This is a genomic window from Pseudomonas sp. LPB4.O, assembly GCF_038383825.1.
In the GTDB taxonomy this organism is placed as follows: Bacteria; Pseudomonadota; Gammaproteobacteria; order Pseudomonadales; family Pseudomonadaceae; genus Aquipseudomonas; species Aquipseudomonas putida.
In genome coordinates, this window is the sequence record NZ_CP151298.1 from 4,061,214 (window position 1) to 4,076,761 (window position 15,548).

Consider the following 15,548-nt stretch of genomic DNA (forward strand, 5'->3'; position numbering starts at 1 on the left):
CTCAACCGGCCAGCAAGTCCCACGACAGCTTGGCGATCAGCACGCACAGCAGTATCAGGAACAGCCCGCGCACAAAGCCTGCGCCCTTGCGTACTGCCAGCCAGGTGCCGGTAAGGGCCCCGAGCACGTTGCACGCCGCCATGGGCAGGGCGATGGCATACAGCACGTTGCCCGAGGGCACGAAGAACACCAGCGCCGCCAGGTTGGTGGCAATGTTCACCACCTTGGCCGAGGCCGAGGCGTGCAGGAAGTCCAAGGCGAAGAAGCGGATGAACAGGAAGATCAGGAAGCTGCCGGTGCCCGGACCGAACAGGCCATCGTAAAAACCGATCGCACCACCGATCAGCACCGCCAGGCACTGCTCCTTGCGGCCGATCTTCGCGGGTTTGTGCAGCGTGCCGAAGTCTTTCTTGCAGAAGGTGTAGATGGCCATCAGCACGATCATCACCAGCACTGCCGGGCGCATCACACTGGGCGGCACCAGTGATACCGTGGCCGCGCCTGCGAACGACATGACAAAGGCGCTGAGCGCTGCCGGCACGATCAGCCCCCAGTCCAGCGTCACCTTGCGAATGAACGAGCGCGCCGCGAAGGCCGTACCACACACAGACGCCAGCTTGTTGGTGCCGAGCAACGCCGCTGGTTGCGCGGTGGGCAGCACGTTGAACAAGGCCGGGATCTGGATCAGCCCGCCGCCCCCCACTGCGGCGTCGATCAGCCCAGCGGCAAAGGCGAACACAGAAAGCACAGCAACATCCATCATGACGCGGTTCCAGGCAGAGAAGACCCCAGCAAGGCTAATCAAAGTGCTGCGCTTGTGTTGAAATGCCATATTGCAAAAACTGCAACAAGGAGCAGGCAATGGCATTGGACATGTTGCGGGAAATCCAGGCGTTCGTCAGCGTGGCACACAAGCGCAGCTTCGTGGCCGCCGCCCGCGCGCTGGGGCGCTCACCCAGCGCGGTAACCCGTGCGGTACAAACCCTTGAAGACAACGCCGGAAGCAAGCTGCTCAACCGCAACGCCAACGCCGTCACCCTCACCGAAGCCGGTGAGCGCCTGCTGCCCCATGCCGAACGCTTGCTGGATGTGCAACGTGATGCGGCCGACGAGTTGGCCGCGCTCAGTGGCAGCGCCGAGGGCTGGATACGCTTTGCCGTGCCGCAACTGCTGGGTGAGCATGTGCTGCCACAGGTGCTCGCCGAGTTCTCCCGCTGCCACCCCAAAGTCACCCTGGACGTAAGCTACTGCGACGAAACCCTCGACCCGCTGCAAGGCAAGTTCGATTTCGTGGTACGTGGGGCCTTTCCGCAATCGAGCGAGCTGATCGGCTACCCGCTGTGGGCCTACCAGCGCCACCTGTATGCCAGCCCGGCTTACCTGGCGGTGGCCGGCACACCACAGCACCCTGAAGAGCTCGAAGGGCATGCGCTGATCCTGCACACCGCCCCGCGCATTCTCAAGGCCTGGCATTTTTGCCGCGACGACCAGATTACCAGCCTGCGGCCCAGGCCGAGGCTACGCCTGGACTCCGGTGACGCGGTGTACCACAGCACCCTGGCCGGGGCAGGCATCGCCCGCCTGGCTGCCTGGGTTGGCGAAGCGCAGGTCAAGGCCGGGCGGCTAGGCCGGGTATGCCCGCAATACCGCCTGACTTCCAGCAGCGGCCAGGACCCGCAAATGCATGCCGTGTACCCTGCTGGCGAACTGCCGGCGCGGGTACGCGACCTGCTAGCGGCATTGCGCCGTGCCGGCCTGGCCTGCTAAAACAGCCCGCCGAAATGACTGTTCAATTTCTGCTCAATTTAACAGAGCCCGCCTCGGGCCTGGCTTACAGCACTTTATCCACAGACCTACCCACGTTTTTTGTGGACAGATTTCCCAACGCAAAGAACGACTTATCGCACAACCAGCAACGCCGTGTTTGCCAGCTTGACCAGCTCGATCCACTCCGCCGTGGTGATCACTCCGGCCTGTTCCAGCACCAGGGCATCGCGCAATGCCTGGTCATATCCCTGCTCATCAAGTGTGCCTTCGGCAAGAAAACGGCTACGCCACTCCAGCATGGCTGAAGTGCCTTTCTTGTATTCCATTGATGTATCGACTCCACGGCAAAAAGACCGGCCCGAATGAGCGGCGGCGGGAGACTACACGAGGCTTTTGCACTTGAGAATGACTTGCAGCTACCGCTGGTCCAGCAGTGCAAGCAGGGGGAATACTGGCCAATTGGTCAGGCATTGGGCCCGTCATTTGAAATAGACGGGCCGCGCAGGAAAAAAGCAGTTGAAGTCAGCTTGGCGGAATGGTGCCAAGAATACCAATCAGAATGGTCAGTAGCAGAAAACCACCCAGGAACAGCGCCAGCTTGCCCATTGGAACCTCTACAGTTGTGATGCGGGAATGGACATATTGTCGAGCCTGGGCTGATACGGTTACAGATTCAGGTTTGTGGAAAAAAAGCGGATCAGATGCGGCGCAGATACATTATTGCTACATGAGGTTTCAAGACGGGTTACAGGCTCCGGCTGTAACCACGCAGGGTGGCCTGCCCTTCAAAAGGCGACTGAACGCAGCTGACACGGGATGTCGAGCTCGATTGAGAGCACATGAATTGAAACGTAGTTTGTAGGACTTTTTACTGTGCGCTGTGGGAAGAATCGCGGTAGGGGTACAAACCTGTATGAAACATCAGTTTCTCCAGTTAATTCGAGCTGCTACGGTCCATTTTTCCTACAACGGCACGGAAGCCTACAGCACGAGAAAAGCATGGACCCGTTCAACACTTCGGCCCTGAAGCTACAGAAAAAATTGCTGGACCTGCGCCTTGAGTGCGACCGCCTGAGAAGTGAGGGCAAGGACATGGAAGCGGACCGCCTCGCCGGGCCGATCGCGCAAATTGAGGCGGCTATCAGGCAGTTGCCGGATAACCTCAAGCCCGTGACCCTGCAGTGACCGCTACTGCTCCCGCAAGGCATGCACCAGACTTGTAGGAGCGGCCTTGTGTCGCGACAGGGCTGCGTAGCAGCCCCGGCAATTTATGCATTTTCGCTGAAACCCTGGGGCTGCTGCGCAGCCCTGCCGCGACACAAGGCCACCCATACACAAAGCGCGCAGCACAGTCCATCGGCTTTAGAACAGCTTGACCGTGTAACTGAGGATCAAGCGGTTCTCATCGATGTCGGTGCGGTAGTTGGAGCGCGCCATCACGTTGCGCACGCGCACCCCAAACCCGGCCAGCGGCCCGCTCTGCACCACGTAGGCCAGGTCCAGGTCACGCTCGCGGTCCCGCCCTTCAAAGCCCAGCCCGGTGTCCACGTCGCGCCCTTTCACATAACGCAGGGTCGACGTCAGCCCCGGAAGCCCCAAGGCGACAAAGTTGTAGTCATGCCGCACCTGCCACGAGCGTTCGCCTGGCGCCGAGAACTCATAGGTCGGCAGCGTATTACCCATCGGGTTGGTGTTTGCACCCACCTGGATGAAGCCATCATCGCCGCCGATCTGCTGGTAGCCCACATAAAAGGTATGCCCGCCGGTCTTGGCCGAAAACAGGCTGAACAGCGCATGGTTGTCATAGTCACCGGCAATCTTGCGCCCGTCCTCCCGGGCATCGAAGTAGCCGGCATTGATCCCCAGCGTCCAGTCCCCCAGCGGCTCGGCGTGCTTGAAGCTGTAGAAGCGCTGCTGGTAGATATCCTCCAGTTGCGCCTGCCATACACCGACGCTGGTACGGTTGCCGTTGAAGGCATAATCGGCGCCAACGTAGTTGAAGCGGTCACTGGTGAAACGCGCCAGCCGCGCAGGGTTGATCGGGTCGTTGACCAGCGCGTACATTTTCTGGCTGTTGGACGAGTCGCGCAGGCTGGTGGAGCGGAACTGGCCGGCATTCAGGGTCAACCCGGCAAACTCGCGCGACTCCAACATCGCGCCCTGGTAGGTAGGCGGCAGCAGGCGCAGATCGCTGAACAACAGCACAGGCAGGTTGGGCATCAACTCGCCCACCTTCAGTTCGGTTTGCGAGACCTTGAACTTGATCGCCGCCCCCAGGCGGCTGTATTCGTCCGCCGACTTGCCGCTGTCCAGGCTGGGCAGCAACCCGGACCTGGCATGCTGCGGGCTGCTGTCGAGCTTGAAACCAAGCAGGCCCGTCACATCCACGCCGACGCCGAGCGTGCCCTGGGTGTAGCCGGAGCTTGCGTTCAGGATAAAACCCTGCGCCCATTCCTGGGTACGCGACTGGGTGCTCGCGCCCTTGATATCGGCATAATCGCGGCTGAAGAAGTAATTGCGTGCCTGCAGCGTGGCGCGGGCACCTTCGATGAAACCGGCCTCCTCTGCCGAGGCCTCGGGGCACAACGCGGCGGCGATACACCCGCCGGCCAGGCACGCAGACGAAGAAAAACGCGGTGCAGTGAAACCTTGCATGGAGCGACTCCTGGAATCGGGCAACAGCAACCCGGCGCGGCGGCCGTGTATGGCCGCCAACGTGCGGGTTGCATCGAGTGAGGGTCGGCAGGCGGGCACCCGGCCCGCCTGCCCTGCCGTTGCTTGAAGCGCTGGGCCGCTAGCGGTTGACCAGCTTCGCCGGCAAGGCGATGACCAGGAAGCAGCTGAGGATCAGGCAGCCGGCAAACACCCACAATGCGGCGTGGGAGGTACCGGTGAGGTCGGTGACCAGGCCCATCAGTGAGTTGCTCACCAGGCCTGCGATGTTGGCCACCGAGCAAGCCAGGGCAAAGCCGGTGGCGGCCGCAGTGCCTTTGAGGAAGGTCGCCGGCAGGCTGAAGAACACCGGCACCGCGCCGATGATCGCTGCCGAGGCAATGGCGAACAGCGCCACGGTCATCACCAGGTTCTGGCTGAACAACGTGCTGCTGGCCATGGCGATTGCACCAATGATGAACGGCACGATGATGTGCCAGCGGCGCTCACGGTGGCGGTCGGAGCTGGCCCCGATCATCAACATGCCGGCCAGTGCGGCCAGGCTCGGAATGGCCGTCAGCAGACCGATGTGGAAGGTATCGCTGACGCCAGCATCGCGGATGAAGGTCGGCATCCAGAAGCCCATGGCGTAGGCGCTGAGCAAAATCGAAAAGTCGATGCCCCCCAGCATCCACACTTTCAGGTTGAAAAAACCGTCGCGAAAGCTGTGCTTGCTGTCCTTGCCTTCGGCATCGTCAGCCGCCAGGTCCGCTGCCAGCTGCGCCTTGTCGTCAGCCGACAGCCACTTGGCCTGCTGGAAATGGTTAGGCAATGCCCAGAACGTGAGGATGCCCAGCAACACACTGGGGATCGCCTCCAGCAAAAACAGCCACTGCCAGCCGTGCAGGCCATGCACCTGGTCGAAATGCCCCATGATCCAGCCAGAAATCGGCCCGCCGATCACGCTCGACAAGGGCAGCCCGATCATGAACAAGGCAATGATGCGCCCGCGCCGATAGGTGGGGTACCACATGGTCAGGTAGTACAGCACGCCCGGCAGGAAGCCGGCCTCGGCAGCCCCCAGCAGAAAACGCAGGACATAGAACTGGGTGGTGGTGGAAACGAACATGGTGCAGGCCGACAGCAGGCCCCAGGTGATCATGATGCGTGCGATCCATAGCTTGGCGCCAACGCGCTGCAGGATCAGGTTGCTCGGCACTTCGAAAATGATGTAGCCGACAAAGAACAGCCCGGCACCCAGGCCATAGGCCGCTGTGCTGAACTGCAGGTCTTCGAGCATCTGCAGCTTGGCAAAGCCGACATTGATGCGGTCCAGATAAGCTGCAAGGTAGCAGAAGCACAGGAAGGGGATGAGCCTCCAGGTGATCTTGCTGTACAGCGCTTTAGTGCCATGGTCGATGTCACTGTGGACCGTGGTTGCATTCGCAATTGGCATTTCCTGTCTCCTGGCGGGCGACTTTGTGGTTGTTTTAAGGCCAGCAGTGTTCGACGCGCCGGGCACCCCGCGCACTATACGCGGCGTGCCTGGGCAGCGCCTGAAGACCCCGAGTGCTCCTGCGGGGCGACCACCCGGACAGCAGGCGGTCATGGACGGGCTTCCCGCACCGGTCCTTGATTGTTATTGGTAAGGGCTACCCGGCGTTCAGCCGGCCAGGCGCCTGAGTTGCTGCATCGCCTCCTGGCGGGTGACGACATCGCCATACTTGCTGTCGATGTCGAACAGGTTGGCTTCGTGCGGGTCGTCGTGGCGATCACCGACACATTCGCGCACCACGATGGTTCGAAACCCGTGTTGCATGGCATCCACCGCACTGGCGCGGATGCAGCCGCTGGTAGAGCAGCCAGCCAGTACCACGGTATCTACGCCTTGAGCATGCAGCAGCGGGGCCAGGCTGGTGGCGAAGAAGGCACTGGCGTACTGCTTGCTCAGCACCACCTCCCCTGCCTGTGGCGCAACGGCCTCGCAGAACGCCGCCAGCGGGTTGCCTTCGACCATGTCCTTCATCACCGGCGCCTTGCGCACCCACACGCCGCCGTCAGCAAAATGCGGCGGCTGGTAGCGGATGTTGGTATGCACCACCAGGGTACCGCAGTCGCGGGCCAGCGCCAGCAGGCCAGCGGCCTGTTCGACCGCCACCACCACGCCCGGGGCGTACAGCGGTGCACCGGGGGTGGTGTAGCCCTGCATGAAGTCGATCATCAACAGGGCTGGTTTGCGGCCAAAGCCGATGCGCTGGCCCCATACGCCCTGGTAGTTGTCACGGGCGCTTTGTGCGTCGCTCATGTCCATCTCCCGATTTCAGTAGGCGCCCGACAGCAGGGCACCGGCGCCCGGCACGACCGGCTCCAGGTCCAGCGCCTTGAGCATGGCGTAGGTAGTGGCGATAGCAGCAGTGACCACCGGCTTGCCAGTCTGCGCCTCGACCTTGGCCACTGCCGGCAGCGATTGCATCTGCACGCAGGCCGACAGCACCACCACATCGACACCCTCAAGGTCCATGCCGGCGACGATGCCTGGCAGGTTGGCCGGGTCGTGGCGGGCCACGGCGAGGTTGTCGGGGATTTCCAGCGCGCGCCAGTCCTGCACCTCAAAGCCCTCCTCCCGGATGTAGTTCACCACCAGCTCGGTCAACGGCTTCATGTATGGCGCGACGATGGCAATGCGCTTGGCCTTCATCACATGCAAGGCCTCGACCAACGCCCCGGCGCTGGTGATTACCGGTGCCAGCGCGTCGTTGTCAGCGGTGGCCTGCTGCAAGCGCTTTTCCGATTGCCGGTGATAGCCCAGGCCCATGGCCATGATCGCCACCAGGCAGGCATAGCCCAGCACATCCACCTTGGCGTCGGACAGCTCCATTGCGCAGCGGTCGGACTCGGCGTCCATGGCGGCCAGCTCTTCCTTCTTCACCTGCTTCATGCGCATGCGGCTGGAATGGAAGGTGAAGCGCTCGGGGCGGATCGCCTGGCGCGCGTTGAGCATCGCCGGGATTTCGGTTTCCATCGTGGTGTTCGAGCTCGGCACGATCTGGCCGATGCGGTATAGCTTGGTCATGTCTCGTGCTCCGTCAGACAAGGGGTTGGTCGAGGAAGTCGCCAAAAGCGGCGAAGAAGCCGTCCAGGTCATCCCATGGGATCATGTGGCCGGCGTTGTCGACATGCGCGACCTGGATATCCGGCTTGAGTTCGCATATTTCAGCGATGTCACGGGGCTCGATTACCCCACCTCGCCCGGCCACCATCAGCAATGCTGGCTGGCGCACCGCGGGCAGGTATTGGTGGATATCCACGTTGTGAAAATCATCAAACGCCCGCACGACCGCCGGCTCGTGGCAGGTGTGCAGCCATTCGGCCCGCAGCGCCAGCTGCTCGTCGCTCCAGCTGGCGCAGAATGCGCGCATGTCGTCGCCGCTCATGCCCACCGTGGCCTGGCGGATCGAATCCACATACCACGGCAGCTTGCTCGGGTAGGCACGGCGGCCTGGCCCGGACACCGGCGGGTCGACCAGCACCAGCCGCTGCAGCCCCGGTGCTTCTTGGGCAGCCGCGCGAATGGCAAAGCGCGCACCCATCGAGTGCCCGACCAGGTGGTAGCTATCCAGGCCCAGCGCTGCGGCAAAGGCCGGAATGTCCGCAGCACAGGCGTCGGTGCCGTAGTCCAGCTCGGGGCCGCTTGAAGACAAGCCGCGGCCGCGCACATCCAGCACGTAGGTGTCGAAGTACAACCCAAGGCGCTCGGCGACAAAGCCCCAGGTGATCGCCGGGCTGGTGATGCCTGGCACCAGGATCAGCGCATGGCCCTTGCCGCCATAGCGCAGGTAATGCTGGCGGATGCCATTGGCGCAGACGTTGCCGCCGGCGACGAAGGTGCTCATGCCGCCTCCCCGCTTTTCAGCGCCTGGCTGTACAGGTCATAGCCGTAGACCCAGGCCGGGTCCTCCTGGCTGTAGAGGAAGGTATTGGCGTTCGATACCGCCTGAACCCGGGACGCCCGCTCCTTGCGGTTGGCCTCGTACAGGGCGAACGCGGTACGGTGGTCGGACAGCCCGGTTTCCTGCAGGCAGCGGGTCAGCATGGCTGCATCCTCGATGGCCATGCACGCGCCCTGGGCCATGTGTGGCTTCATCGGGTGGCAGGCATCACCCAGCAACACCAGGCGGCCACGGCTCCACAGCGGCAGTGGGTTGCGGTTGCGCAGCGGCCATTTGGTGATCGATTCGGTGGCGTCGATCAGCTTCTGCACGGTGGGGTGGTAGCCCTCGAAGGCAGCGCGCATTTCCTCCTGGCTGCTGTCAACGTAGGCCCCCTGGAAGTCCCAGGCCGCGTGCGGTACGCCGGTGACGAAGTAGTACTCGTCGCGCTTGCCGGTGGTGTAGTAGACCATCATGTGGCGGTCTTCGGACCACCACTTGACGCAGGGCTCGAACACATCGGCATGCTGCGCCAGGTTTACCCCGCGGATCAGCGCACGGTGGGCGACCCAACCGCTGTACATCGGCGCTTCAGCGCCCAGCAGTTCTTCACGAATCCTGGAGTGGATGCCGTCGGCGCCGATGACGATGTCGGCCAGGGTGTGGGTGCCGTCGGCGAAGTCCAGGCGCACCTGGTCGCCTTCGTCGACGATCTTTTGCAGGCGCTTGCCGAAGTGCACGGTACCCGGCTTGATCGCCTCGATCTGCAGGGCGTGCAGGTCGCCACGGTGAATGGTGATGTAGGCCGCGCCGTACTCGCGGCGGGCAAACTCGCCCAACGGGATGCGCGCCAGGTAGTCACCGCTATTGCCATCGCGACTGAACCAGAAGTCCGGATGCGAGCCCATCAGCTCCAGCTTCTGCTCCAGCCCCATGCGGCGGAAGATCTTCATCACGTTGGGGCCGATATGGATGCCCGCCCCCAGGCGGGTGAACTCCGGCGCCTGCTCGAACACCTCGACATCGAACCCGGCCTGCTGCAGCAACGTGGCGGCGGCCGCCCCACCCAGACCCGCACCGACGATTGCGATTTTCTGCCTACCACGCATGGGTATCTCTCCTCTTGTTCTGATATGTGGCCAGCGGTTCGACCGCCTGACGATTTAGAGCGTATACGCTGCAAATGAACTTTGGATAGAGGCCCAGCAAAATATTTTTCAAACACCTGATCGAAAGCCAATACCGGCTATCTGTTACCGCAAACATTGGCGGTATGTGTGAATAGGTAACGTTTAACAGATAACTTGCGCTTGCCGTCCGGATGCGCTTTCATCTGCAAAAGTAGGGTGTACACACTATTATTTTGCACCGCAATGAAGCGCCAGGCACTGCCATGGTGCACCCCTGTCAACGCCACCCAGGAGAACCCCGATGCCGGTGAGCAATGCACAACTGACCCAGATGTTCGAGCACGTACTGAAGCTGTCCCGCGTGGACGAGACGCAGAGCGTGGCCGTACTCAAGAGCCACTACTCCGACCCGCGCACGGTCAACGCCGCGATGGAGGCCGCGCAGCGCCTGAAGGCGAAGGTGTATGCGGTAGAGCTGCCGGCGTTCAACCACCCGACCGCCATGGGCAACGACATGACTGCCTACTGCGGCGACACCGCACTGACCGGCAACCTGGCGGCGCAGCGGGCGCTGGAAGCGGCCGACCTGGTCGTCGATACCATGATGCTGCTGCACTCGCCCGAGCAGGAGCAGATCCTCAAGACCGGCACGCGCATCCTGCTGGCGGTGGAGCCACCCGAAGTGCTGGCGCGCATGCTGCCGAGCGAAGAGGACAAACGCCGGGTGCTGGCCGCTGAAACCTTGCTGAAACAGGCGTGCAGCATGCATGTGCGGTCCAAGGCCGGCAGCGACTTCCACGCCCCGCTCGGCCAGTACCCCGCCGTGACCGAGTACGGCTATGCCGACGAACCTGGGCGCTGGGACCACTGGCCCAGCGGTTTCCTGTTCACCTGGCCCAACGAGGACAGTGCCGAGGGCACACTGGTGCTGGACGTGGGCGACATCATCCTGCCGTTCAAGAACTACTGCCGCGAGCGCATCACCCTGGAGATTGAAAAAGGCTTTATCACCGGCATCCACGGCGGCTTCGAGGCCGAGTACCTGCGCGACTACATGAAGTACTTCAACGACCCCGAGGTGTACGGTATCTCACACATCGGCTGGGGCCTGCAGCCGCGCGCGCAGTGGACGGCCATGGGCTTGCACGACCGCAACGACGGCATGTGCATGGACGCCCGCGCGTTCTACGGCAACTTCCTGTTCTCCACCGGCCCGAACACCGAGGTCGGCGGCAAGCGCAAGACCCCCTGCCACCTGGACATCCCGCTGCGCAACTGCGATATCTACCTGGACGACAAGGCCGTGGTGCTGGCCGGCGACGTGGTCGCACCAGAGGAATCAAGGGCGCGATAGTGGTTATACTGGCCGGGCGCTCCGCTAATGGCGGCCGGCCAGCACCTTTCCACCCAGCCCAAGCCATCCCATGCCAAAGAAAATCACCCCCAGCAGCGCCCTGCTCGACACCACACCCTATGACGTCACCGAACAAGTCGGCCACCTGCTGCGCAAGGCTTACCAACGGCACACGGCGATCTTCCAACAGCAGGCCTGCGACCCGCAGCTTACCTCGATCCAGTTCGTTACCCTGTGTGCCCTGCGCGACCACGGTCCCAGCTCCCAGGCAGAACTGATCAAGGCCACCGCGGTGGACCAGGCAACCATCCGCGGCATCGTCGAGCGCCTGAAAACGCGCGAGCTGGTGCAGCTGTCGCCAGACCCGGGCGACCGGCGCAAGGTCATTGTCGAACTCACCGACAGCGGCGCGGCATTGCTCGACGCAATGATCCCCTGCGCCCGGCAGATCAGCGAACTGAGCATGGGCAGCCTGAATGCCGGCGAACGCGTGGCCATTTTGTACCTCCTGCGCAAGATGATCGACAGCGACGAAAACCCCGGCTGACAAGCTGACGCGCCCGGTAAACCATCTCTGGCCTGCTTCTTGCTCACTCATTTCATGTAGTGAGTACTTACTGAAAATCTCGCGTCATGTGAGTCCTTTGGTAGCGCAAGCAACCTCCAGAGATGAGCCAACAATGCAAACAACCATCTCCCTGCGGGTCAACGGCCAGCCTGTCGAAGTCAGCGCCATGCCCGACACCCCGCTGCTGCTTATCCTGCGCAACGACCTGTGCCTGAACGGCCCCAAATACGGCTGCGGCCTGGGCGAATGCGGGGCGTGCACGGTGATCATCGACGGCGTGGCCGCACGCTCCTGCGTCATCCCCCTGGCCGGCGCAGCGGGTCGCGATATCACCACCCTCGAAGGGCTGGGCAGCAAGGCTGCGCCACACCCGGTGCAACAGGCGTTCATCGACGAACAGGCAGCCCAGTGCGGCTACTGCATGAACGGCATGATCATGACCACCAAGGCCCTGCTCGACCGTATTCCCGACCCCAGCGACGAACAGATTCGCCAGGAACTGTCCGGCAACCTGTGCCGCTGCGGCACTCACGTCGAAATCCTGCGCGCCGTGCGCCGCGCCGCCGAGACCCGGAGAAAAGCATGAACCACTCACAACAGGTGCCCAGCCGCGACCAACTGCTGGCCAAGACTGGCGTGTTGCTGATCGTCGACCAGATCACCCCACCCTCGGGCCCCGTGGCCAAGGGTGTGACGCCTGTGGTCAAGGCGCGCGAGCTGGCGTTGTTCATCGCTGTCAGCGACGACGGCATGGTCTACGCCTTCAACGGCCACGTCGACCTGGGCACCGGCATCCGCACCTCGCTGGCGCAAATCGTCGCCGAAGAGCTGGACCTGCGCATGGACCAGGTGCACATGGTACTGGGCGACACCGAGCGGGCACCCAACCAGGGCGCGACCATCGCCAGCGCCACCCTGCAGATTTCCGCCGTGCCCCTGCGCAAGGCAGCCGCCACCGCACGGCGCCACCTGTTGCAGCAGGCCGCGCATCGCCTTGGCTGCACGCCCGAAGTGCTACGCATCGAAGACGGCGTGGTCATCGCCAGCGATGGCAGCACGCTGCGTTTTGCCGAACTGGTACAGGGCGAAAACCACCAGTTGCACATTGCCGAAGATGCCCCGCTCAAGGCCATCGACGACTACCGCCTGGTCGGCCGCAGCGCTGCACGGGTAGACATTCCCGGCAAGGCCACCGGCGAGTTGACCTATGTGCATGACATGCGCCTGCCCGACATGCTTCACGGCCGGGTGATCCGCCCGCCCTACGCCGGTCATGACAGCGGCGACTTCGTCGGCAACAGCCTGCTGGCGGTGGATGAATCGTCCATCGCCCATTTGCCCGGCGTGGTGGCCGTGGTCGTCATCCGCGACTTTGTTGGCGTAGTGGCCGAGCGCGAAGAGCAAGCGATCCGCGCGGCCCAGGCGCTGAAAATCAGCTGGAAGCCATTCACAGGCAAGCTGCCCGACCTCAGCGATGTCGCCCAGGCCATCCGCGACAACCCGCGGGTACAGCGCACCGTGCTGGACCAGGGCGATGTCGACGGCGGCATTGCCAATGCCACCCAGCGCCTGAGCCGCAGCTACCTGTGGCCGTACCAGCTGCACGCATCGATCGGCCCGTCGTGCGCACTGGCCGACTTCACCGATGGGCCAATCCGCGTGTGGTCCGGCACGCAGAACCCGCATCTGCTGCGCGCCGACCTGGCCTGGCTGCTGGAGTGCACAGAGGAGCGCATCGAGATCATCCGCATGGAGGCCGCCGGTTGCTACGGCCGCAACTGTGCCGATGACGTGTGCGCCGACGCGGTGCTGCTGTCGCGCGCGGTACAGCGCCCGGTGCGGGTGCAGCTGACCCGCGAGCAGGAGCATGTGTGGGAGCCCAAGGGCACCGCGCAGCTGATGGAAATCGACGGCGGCCTGAACGCCGATGGCAGCGTGGCCGCCTACGACTTCCAGACCAGCTACCCGTCCAATGGCGCACCTACCCTGGCCCTGCTGCTGACCGGTGCCGTGGAACCGGTGCCGGCCCTGTTCGAAATGGGCGACCGCACGTCGATACCGCCCTATGACTACGAACACATGCGCGTCACCATCAACGACATGACGCCACTGGTACGCGCCTCGTGGATGCGTGGCGTGTCGGCCATGCCCAACAGCTTCGCCCACGAGTCGTACATCGATGAGCTGGCCTTTGCCGCTGGCGTCGACCCGGTCGAATACCGCCTCAGGCACCTGTCCGACCCGCGCGCCATCGACCTGGTCAAGGCCACCGCCGACCGCGCCGAATGGCAGCCGCATACCCGGCCCATGCAGGCGCAGGCCGAAGGCGATGTGCTGCGCGGCAGGGGCTTTGCCTATGCACGCTACATCCACAGCAAGTTCCCCGGTTTTGGCGCGGCGTGGGCGGCATGGGTGGCCGATGTCGCGGTGGACCGGCGCACCGGTGAAGTGGCCGTCACCCGCGTGGTGATCGGCCACGATGCCGGGATGATGGTCAACCCCGAGGGCGTGCGCCACCAGATCCACGGCAACGTCATCCAGTCCACCAGCCGAGTGCTCAAGGAGCAGGTCAGCTTCGAAGAGTCGACCGTGGCCAGCAAGGAATGGGGCGGCTACCCGATCCTGACCTTCCCCGAACTGCCGGCCATCGACGTGATGATGCTGCCGCGTCAGCACGAAGCACCGATGGGCAGTGGCGAGTCGGCCTCGGTACCGAGCGCGGCGGCCATCGCCAATGCCATTTTCGACGCGACCGGCATTCGTTTTCGCGAGCTGCCCATCACGGCAGAACGGGTGCGTGCCGCCCTCGATGGCGAAGGTCAGGGCCCTGACGCGCCCGCGCCAGCGCAGCCGACCACCAAGCGTTCGAAGTGGTGGTTCGGCTCGCTGGCCGGGGTATTCGGCGCTGCACTGGGTGTACTCGCCACAGCCCTGCCCTGGCGCGCCGAAATCGCCCCGGTAACCCCACCAGGCGCCGGCAGCTGGAGCGCCGCGATGCTCGATCGTGGGCGCCAGGTGGCGGCGGCCGGTGACTGCGCCGTGTGCCATACGGTCAGCGGCGGCAAGGTCAATGCAGGCGGGCTGGCGATGGAAACACCGTTCGGCACGCTGTACAGCACCAACATCACGCCCGACCCGGAAACCGGCATCGGCCGCTGGTCGTTCGGCGCCTTCGAGCGGGCCATGCGCGAAGGCATCAGCCGCGACGGTCGGCACCTGTACCCGGCGTTTCCCTATACCTCGTTTCGCAACATCAACGACGCCGACATGCAGGCGCTGTATGCCTACCTGATGTCGCAAACTCCGGTACGCCAGCAAGCACCCGCCAACCAGATGCGCTTCCCGTTCAACCAGCGGCCACTGATGGCCGGCTGGAATGCGCTGTTTCTGCAACGCGGCGAATACCAGCCCGACCCGCAGCGCAGTGCCCAGTGGAACCGCGGCGCCTACCTGGTCGACGGCCTGGGCCACTGCACAGCCTGCCACTCGCCGCGCAACCTGCTGGGCGCGGAAAAAGGCGGCAGCAGCTACCTGGCCGGCGGCATGGTCGATGGGTGGGAAGCCCCTGCCCTGAATGCCCTGGGCAAATCATCCACGCCGTGGAGCGAAGACGAGCTTTTCAGCTACCTGAGCACCGGCTTCTCCGAAAAGCACGGTGTGGCGGCGGGCCCCATGGGCCCGGTGGTCAGCGAACTGGCCACCCTGCCAAAGAGCGACGTGCGTGCCATTGCCCACTACCTCGGTTCACTCGACGGCGAGCCACAGGCAGTGGCCGCCAAGGCCGCGCCCCAGGTGGACACGCAAGTGTCGCTGAGTAACGGCGAGCGGGTATTCAAAGGCGCATGCATGGCCTGCCACAGCGATGGTCTGGGGCCGAAGCTGTTTGGCGTCAGCCCGTCGATGGCGGTCAACAGCAACGTCCACAGCCCCCTGCCGGACAACCTATTGCGCGTGGTGTTGCACGGCATTGCCACCCCCGCAACCCGTGACCTGGGCTACATGCCCGGCTTCAAGGACAGCCTGTCGGACCGCCAGGTCGCCGACCTGGCAGCTTACCTGCGCCAGCGCTTCGCTGCGGACAAGCCCGCCTGGCAAGGGCTGGCGGCCAAGGCCGCGCAGGTGCGCGCCAACCCCGGCAGCCACTGAGC

14 protein-coding genes are annotated in these 15,548 nt (G+C 63.7%); 6 read left to right on the top strand and 8 right to left on the bottom strand.

Annotated features, from left to right (window positions below; translation table 11 throughout):
• Position 1: 1 nt before the first annotated feature.
• Positions 2-763 carry a TSUP family transporter gene (locus MRBLPB4O_RS18505; protein ID WP_016498893.1) on the bottom strand — a complete coding sequence of 254 codons (762 nt, stop codon included), beginning with the start codon at positions 761-763 and terminating at the stop codon, positions 2-4.
• A gap of 98 nt (positions 764-861) precedes the next feature.
• Here MRBLPB4O_RS18505 and MRBLPB4O_RS18510 point away from each other — a divergent pair, with 98 nt between their 5' ends.
• A complete protein-coding gene (locus MRBLPB4O_RS18510; protein WP_341796205.1) occupies positions 862-1,767 on the top strand; it encodes a LysR substrate-binding domain-containing protein in 906 nt (301 codons plus the stop codon).
• Positions 1,768-1,898: 131 nt separating this feature from the next.
• Here MRBLPB4O_RS18510 and MRBLPB4O_RS18515 read toward each other — a convergent pair whose 3' ends face one another.
• The gene (locus MRBLPB4O_RS18515) at positions 1,899-2,093 is read right to left on the bottom strand and encodes a hypothetical protein (protein WP_341796206.1); all 195 of its coding nucleotides are present in this window, start codon (positions 2,091-2,093) and stop codon (positions 1,899-1,901) included.
• 673 nt (positions 2,094-2,766) lie between these two features.
• Between MRBLPB4O_RS18515 and MRBLPB4O_RS18520 the strand changes: the two genes are divergently transcribed.
• The gene (locus MRBLPB4O_RS18520; protein WP_341796207.1) at positions 2,767-2,952 is read left to right on the top strand and encodes a hypothetical protein; all 186 of its coding nucleotides are present in this window, start codon (positions 2,767-2,769) and stop codon (positions 2,950-2,952) included.
• 177 nt (positions 2,953-3,129) lie between these two features.
• Here MRBLPB4O_RS18520 and MRBLPB4O_RS18525 read toward each other — a convergent pair whose 3' ends face one another.
• The 6 genes from MRBLPB4O_RS18525 to nicC all read right to left on the bottom strand — a co-directional run bounded on the left by MRBLPB4O_RS18525 (position 3,130) and on the right by nicC (position 9,457).
• Positions 3,130-4,422 (bottom strand): OprD family porin, encoded by a 1,293-nt coding sequence (locus MRBLPB4O_RS18525; RefSeq protein ID WP_341796208.1) that lies wholly within the window; start codon positions 4,420-4,422, stop codon positions 3,130-3,132.
• A 139-nt stretch (positions 4,423-4,561) separates the two neighbouring features.
• Entirely contained in the window at positions 4,562-5,875 is a 1,314-nt protein-coding gene (locus tag MRBLPB4O_RS18530) for an MFS transporter (RefSeq protein ID WP_016498888.1), read from the bottom strand.
• 207 nt (positions 5,876-6,082) lie between these two features.
• On the bottom strand, positions 6,083-6,724 hold the full coding sequence (locus MRBLPB4O_RS18535) for an N-carbamoylsarcosine amidohydrolase (protein ID WP_341796209.1): 642 nt from the start codon (positions 6,722-6,724) through the stop codon (positions 6,083-6,085).
• Positions 6,725-6,739: 15 nt separating this feature from the next.
• Entirely contained in the window at positions 6,740-7,492 is a 753-nt protein-coding gene (locus MRBLPB4O_RS18540) for an Asp/Glu racemase (protein WP_341796210.1), read from the bottom strand.
• Between the two features lie 13 nt (positions 7,493-7,505).
• Positions 7,506-8,312, bottom strand: a complete 807-nt coding sequence (nicD, locus tag MRBLPB4O_RS18545) for an N-formylmaleamate deformylase (protein ID WP_341796211.1) — start codon at positions 8,310-8,312, stop codon at positions 7,506-7,508.
• Positions 8,309-9,457 (bottom strand): 6-hydroxynicotinate 3-monooxygenase, encoded by a 1,149-nt coding sequence (gene nicC / locus MRBLPB4O_RS18550; protein ID WP_341796212.1) that lies wholly within the window; start codon positions 9,455-9,457, stop codon positions 8,309-8,311. The genes nicD and nicC overlap by 4 nt, the downstream gene beginning before the upstream one ends.
• 322 nt (positions 9,458-9,779) lie before the next feature.
• On the opposite strand from nicC, the gene MRBLPB4O_RS18555 reads away from it, so the two are divergent.
• The 4 genes from MRBLPB4O_RS18555 (at position 9,780) to MRBLPB4O_RS18570 (ending at position 15,546) form a co-directional block, all read left to right on the top strand.
• Positions 9,780-10,832, top strand: a complete 1,053-nt coding sequence (locus MRBLPB4O_RS18555) for a 2,5-dihydroxypyridine 5,6-dioxygenase (protein ID WP_341796213.1) — start codon at positions 9,780-9,782, stop codon at positions 10,830-10,832.
• Positions 10,833-10,902: 70 nt separating this feature from the next.
• A complete protein-coding gene (locus MRBLPB4O_RS18560; protein WP_341796214.1) occupies positions 10,903-11,379 on the top strand; it encodes a MarR family transcriptional regulator in 477 nt (158 codons plus the stop codon).
• Between the two features lie 133 nt (positions 11,380-11,512).
• On the top strand, positions 11,513-11,986 hold the full coding sequence (locus MRBLPB4O_RS18565; RefSeq protein WP_016498881.1) for a (2Fe-2S)-binding protein: 474 nt from the start codon (positions 11,513-11,515) through the stop codon (positions 11,984-11,986).
• A complete protein-coding gene (locus MRBLPB4O_RS18570) occupies positions 11,983-15,546 on the top strand; it encodes a molybdopterin cofactor-binding domain-containing protein (RefSeq protein WP_341796215.1) in 3,564 nt (1,187 codons plus the stop codon). Before MRBLPB4O_RS18565 ends, MRBLPB4O_RS18570 begins: the two co-directional genes overlap by 4 nt.
• Positions 15,547-15,548: the final 2 nt, after the last annotated feature.

Coding starts and splice junctions, on each gene's coding strand:
- MRBLPB4O_RS18505 (WP_016498893.1), bottom strand. CDS start 763: ATGATGGATGTTGCTGTGCTTTCTGTGTTCGCCTTTGCCGCTGGGCTG.
- MRBLPB4O_RS18510 (WP_341796205.1), top strand. CDS start 862: ATGGCATTGGACATGTTGCGGGAAATCCAGGCGTTCGTCAGCGTGGCA.
- MRBLPB4O_RS18515 (WP_341796206.1), bottom strand. CDS start 2,093: ATGGAATACAAGAAAGGCACTTCAGCCATGCTGGAGTGGCGTAGCCGT.
- MRBLPB4O_RS18520 (WP_341796207.1), top strand. CDS start 2,767: ATGGACCCGTTCAACACTTCGGCCCTGAAGCTACAGAAAAAATTGCTG.
- MRBLPB4O_RS18525 (WP_341796208.1), bottom strand. CDS start 4,422: ATGCAAGGTTTCACTGCACCGCGTTTTTCTTCGTCTGCGTGCCTGGCC.
- MRBLPB4O_RS18530 (WP_016498888.1), bottom strand. CDS start 5,875: ATGCCAATTGCGAATGCAACCACGGTCCACAGTGACATCGACCATGGC.
- MRBLPB4O_RS18535 (WP_341796209.1), bottom strand. CDS start 6,724: ATGAGCGACGCACAAAGCGCCCGTGACAACTACCAGGGCGTATGGGGC.
- MRBLPB4O_RS18540 (WP_341796210.1), bottom strand. CDS start 7,492: ATGACCAAGCTATACCGCATCGGCCAGATCGTGCCGAGCTCGAACACC.
- nicD (WP_341796211.1), bottom strand. CDS start 8,312: ATGAGCACCTTCGTCGCCGGCGGCAACGTCTGCGCCAATGGCATCCGC.
- nicC (WP_341796212.1), bottom strand. CDS start 9,457: ATGCGTGGTAGGCAGAAAATCGCAATCGTCGGTGCGGGTCTGGGTGGG.
- MRBLPB4O_RS18555 (WP_341796213.1), top strand. CDS start 9,780: ATGCCGGTGAGCAATGCACAACTGACCCAGATGTTCGAGCACGTACTG.
- MRBLPB4O_RS18560 (WP_341796214.1), top strand. CDS start 10,903: ATGCCAAAGAAAATCACCCCCAGCAGCGCCCTGCTCGACACCACACCC.
- MRBLPB4O_RS18565 (WP_016498881.1), top strand. CDS start 11,513: ATGCAAACAACCATCTCCCTGCGGGTCAACGGCCAGCCTGTCGAAGTC.
- MRBLPB4O_RS18570 (WP_341796215.1), top strand. CDS start 11,983: ATGAACCACTCACAACAGGTGCCCAGCCGCGACCAACTGCTGGCCAAG.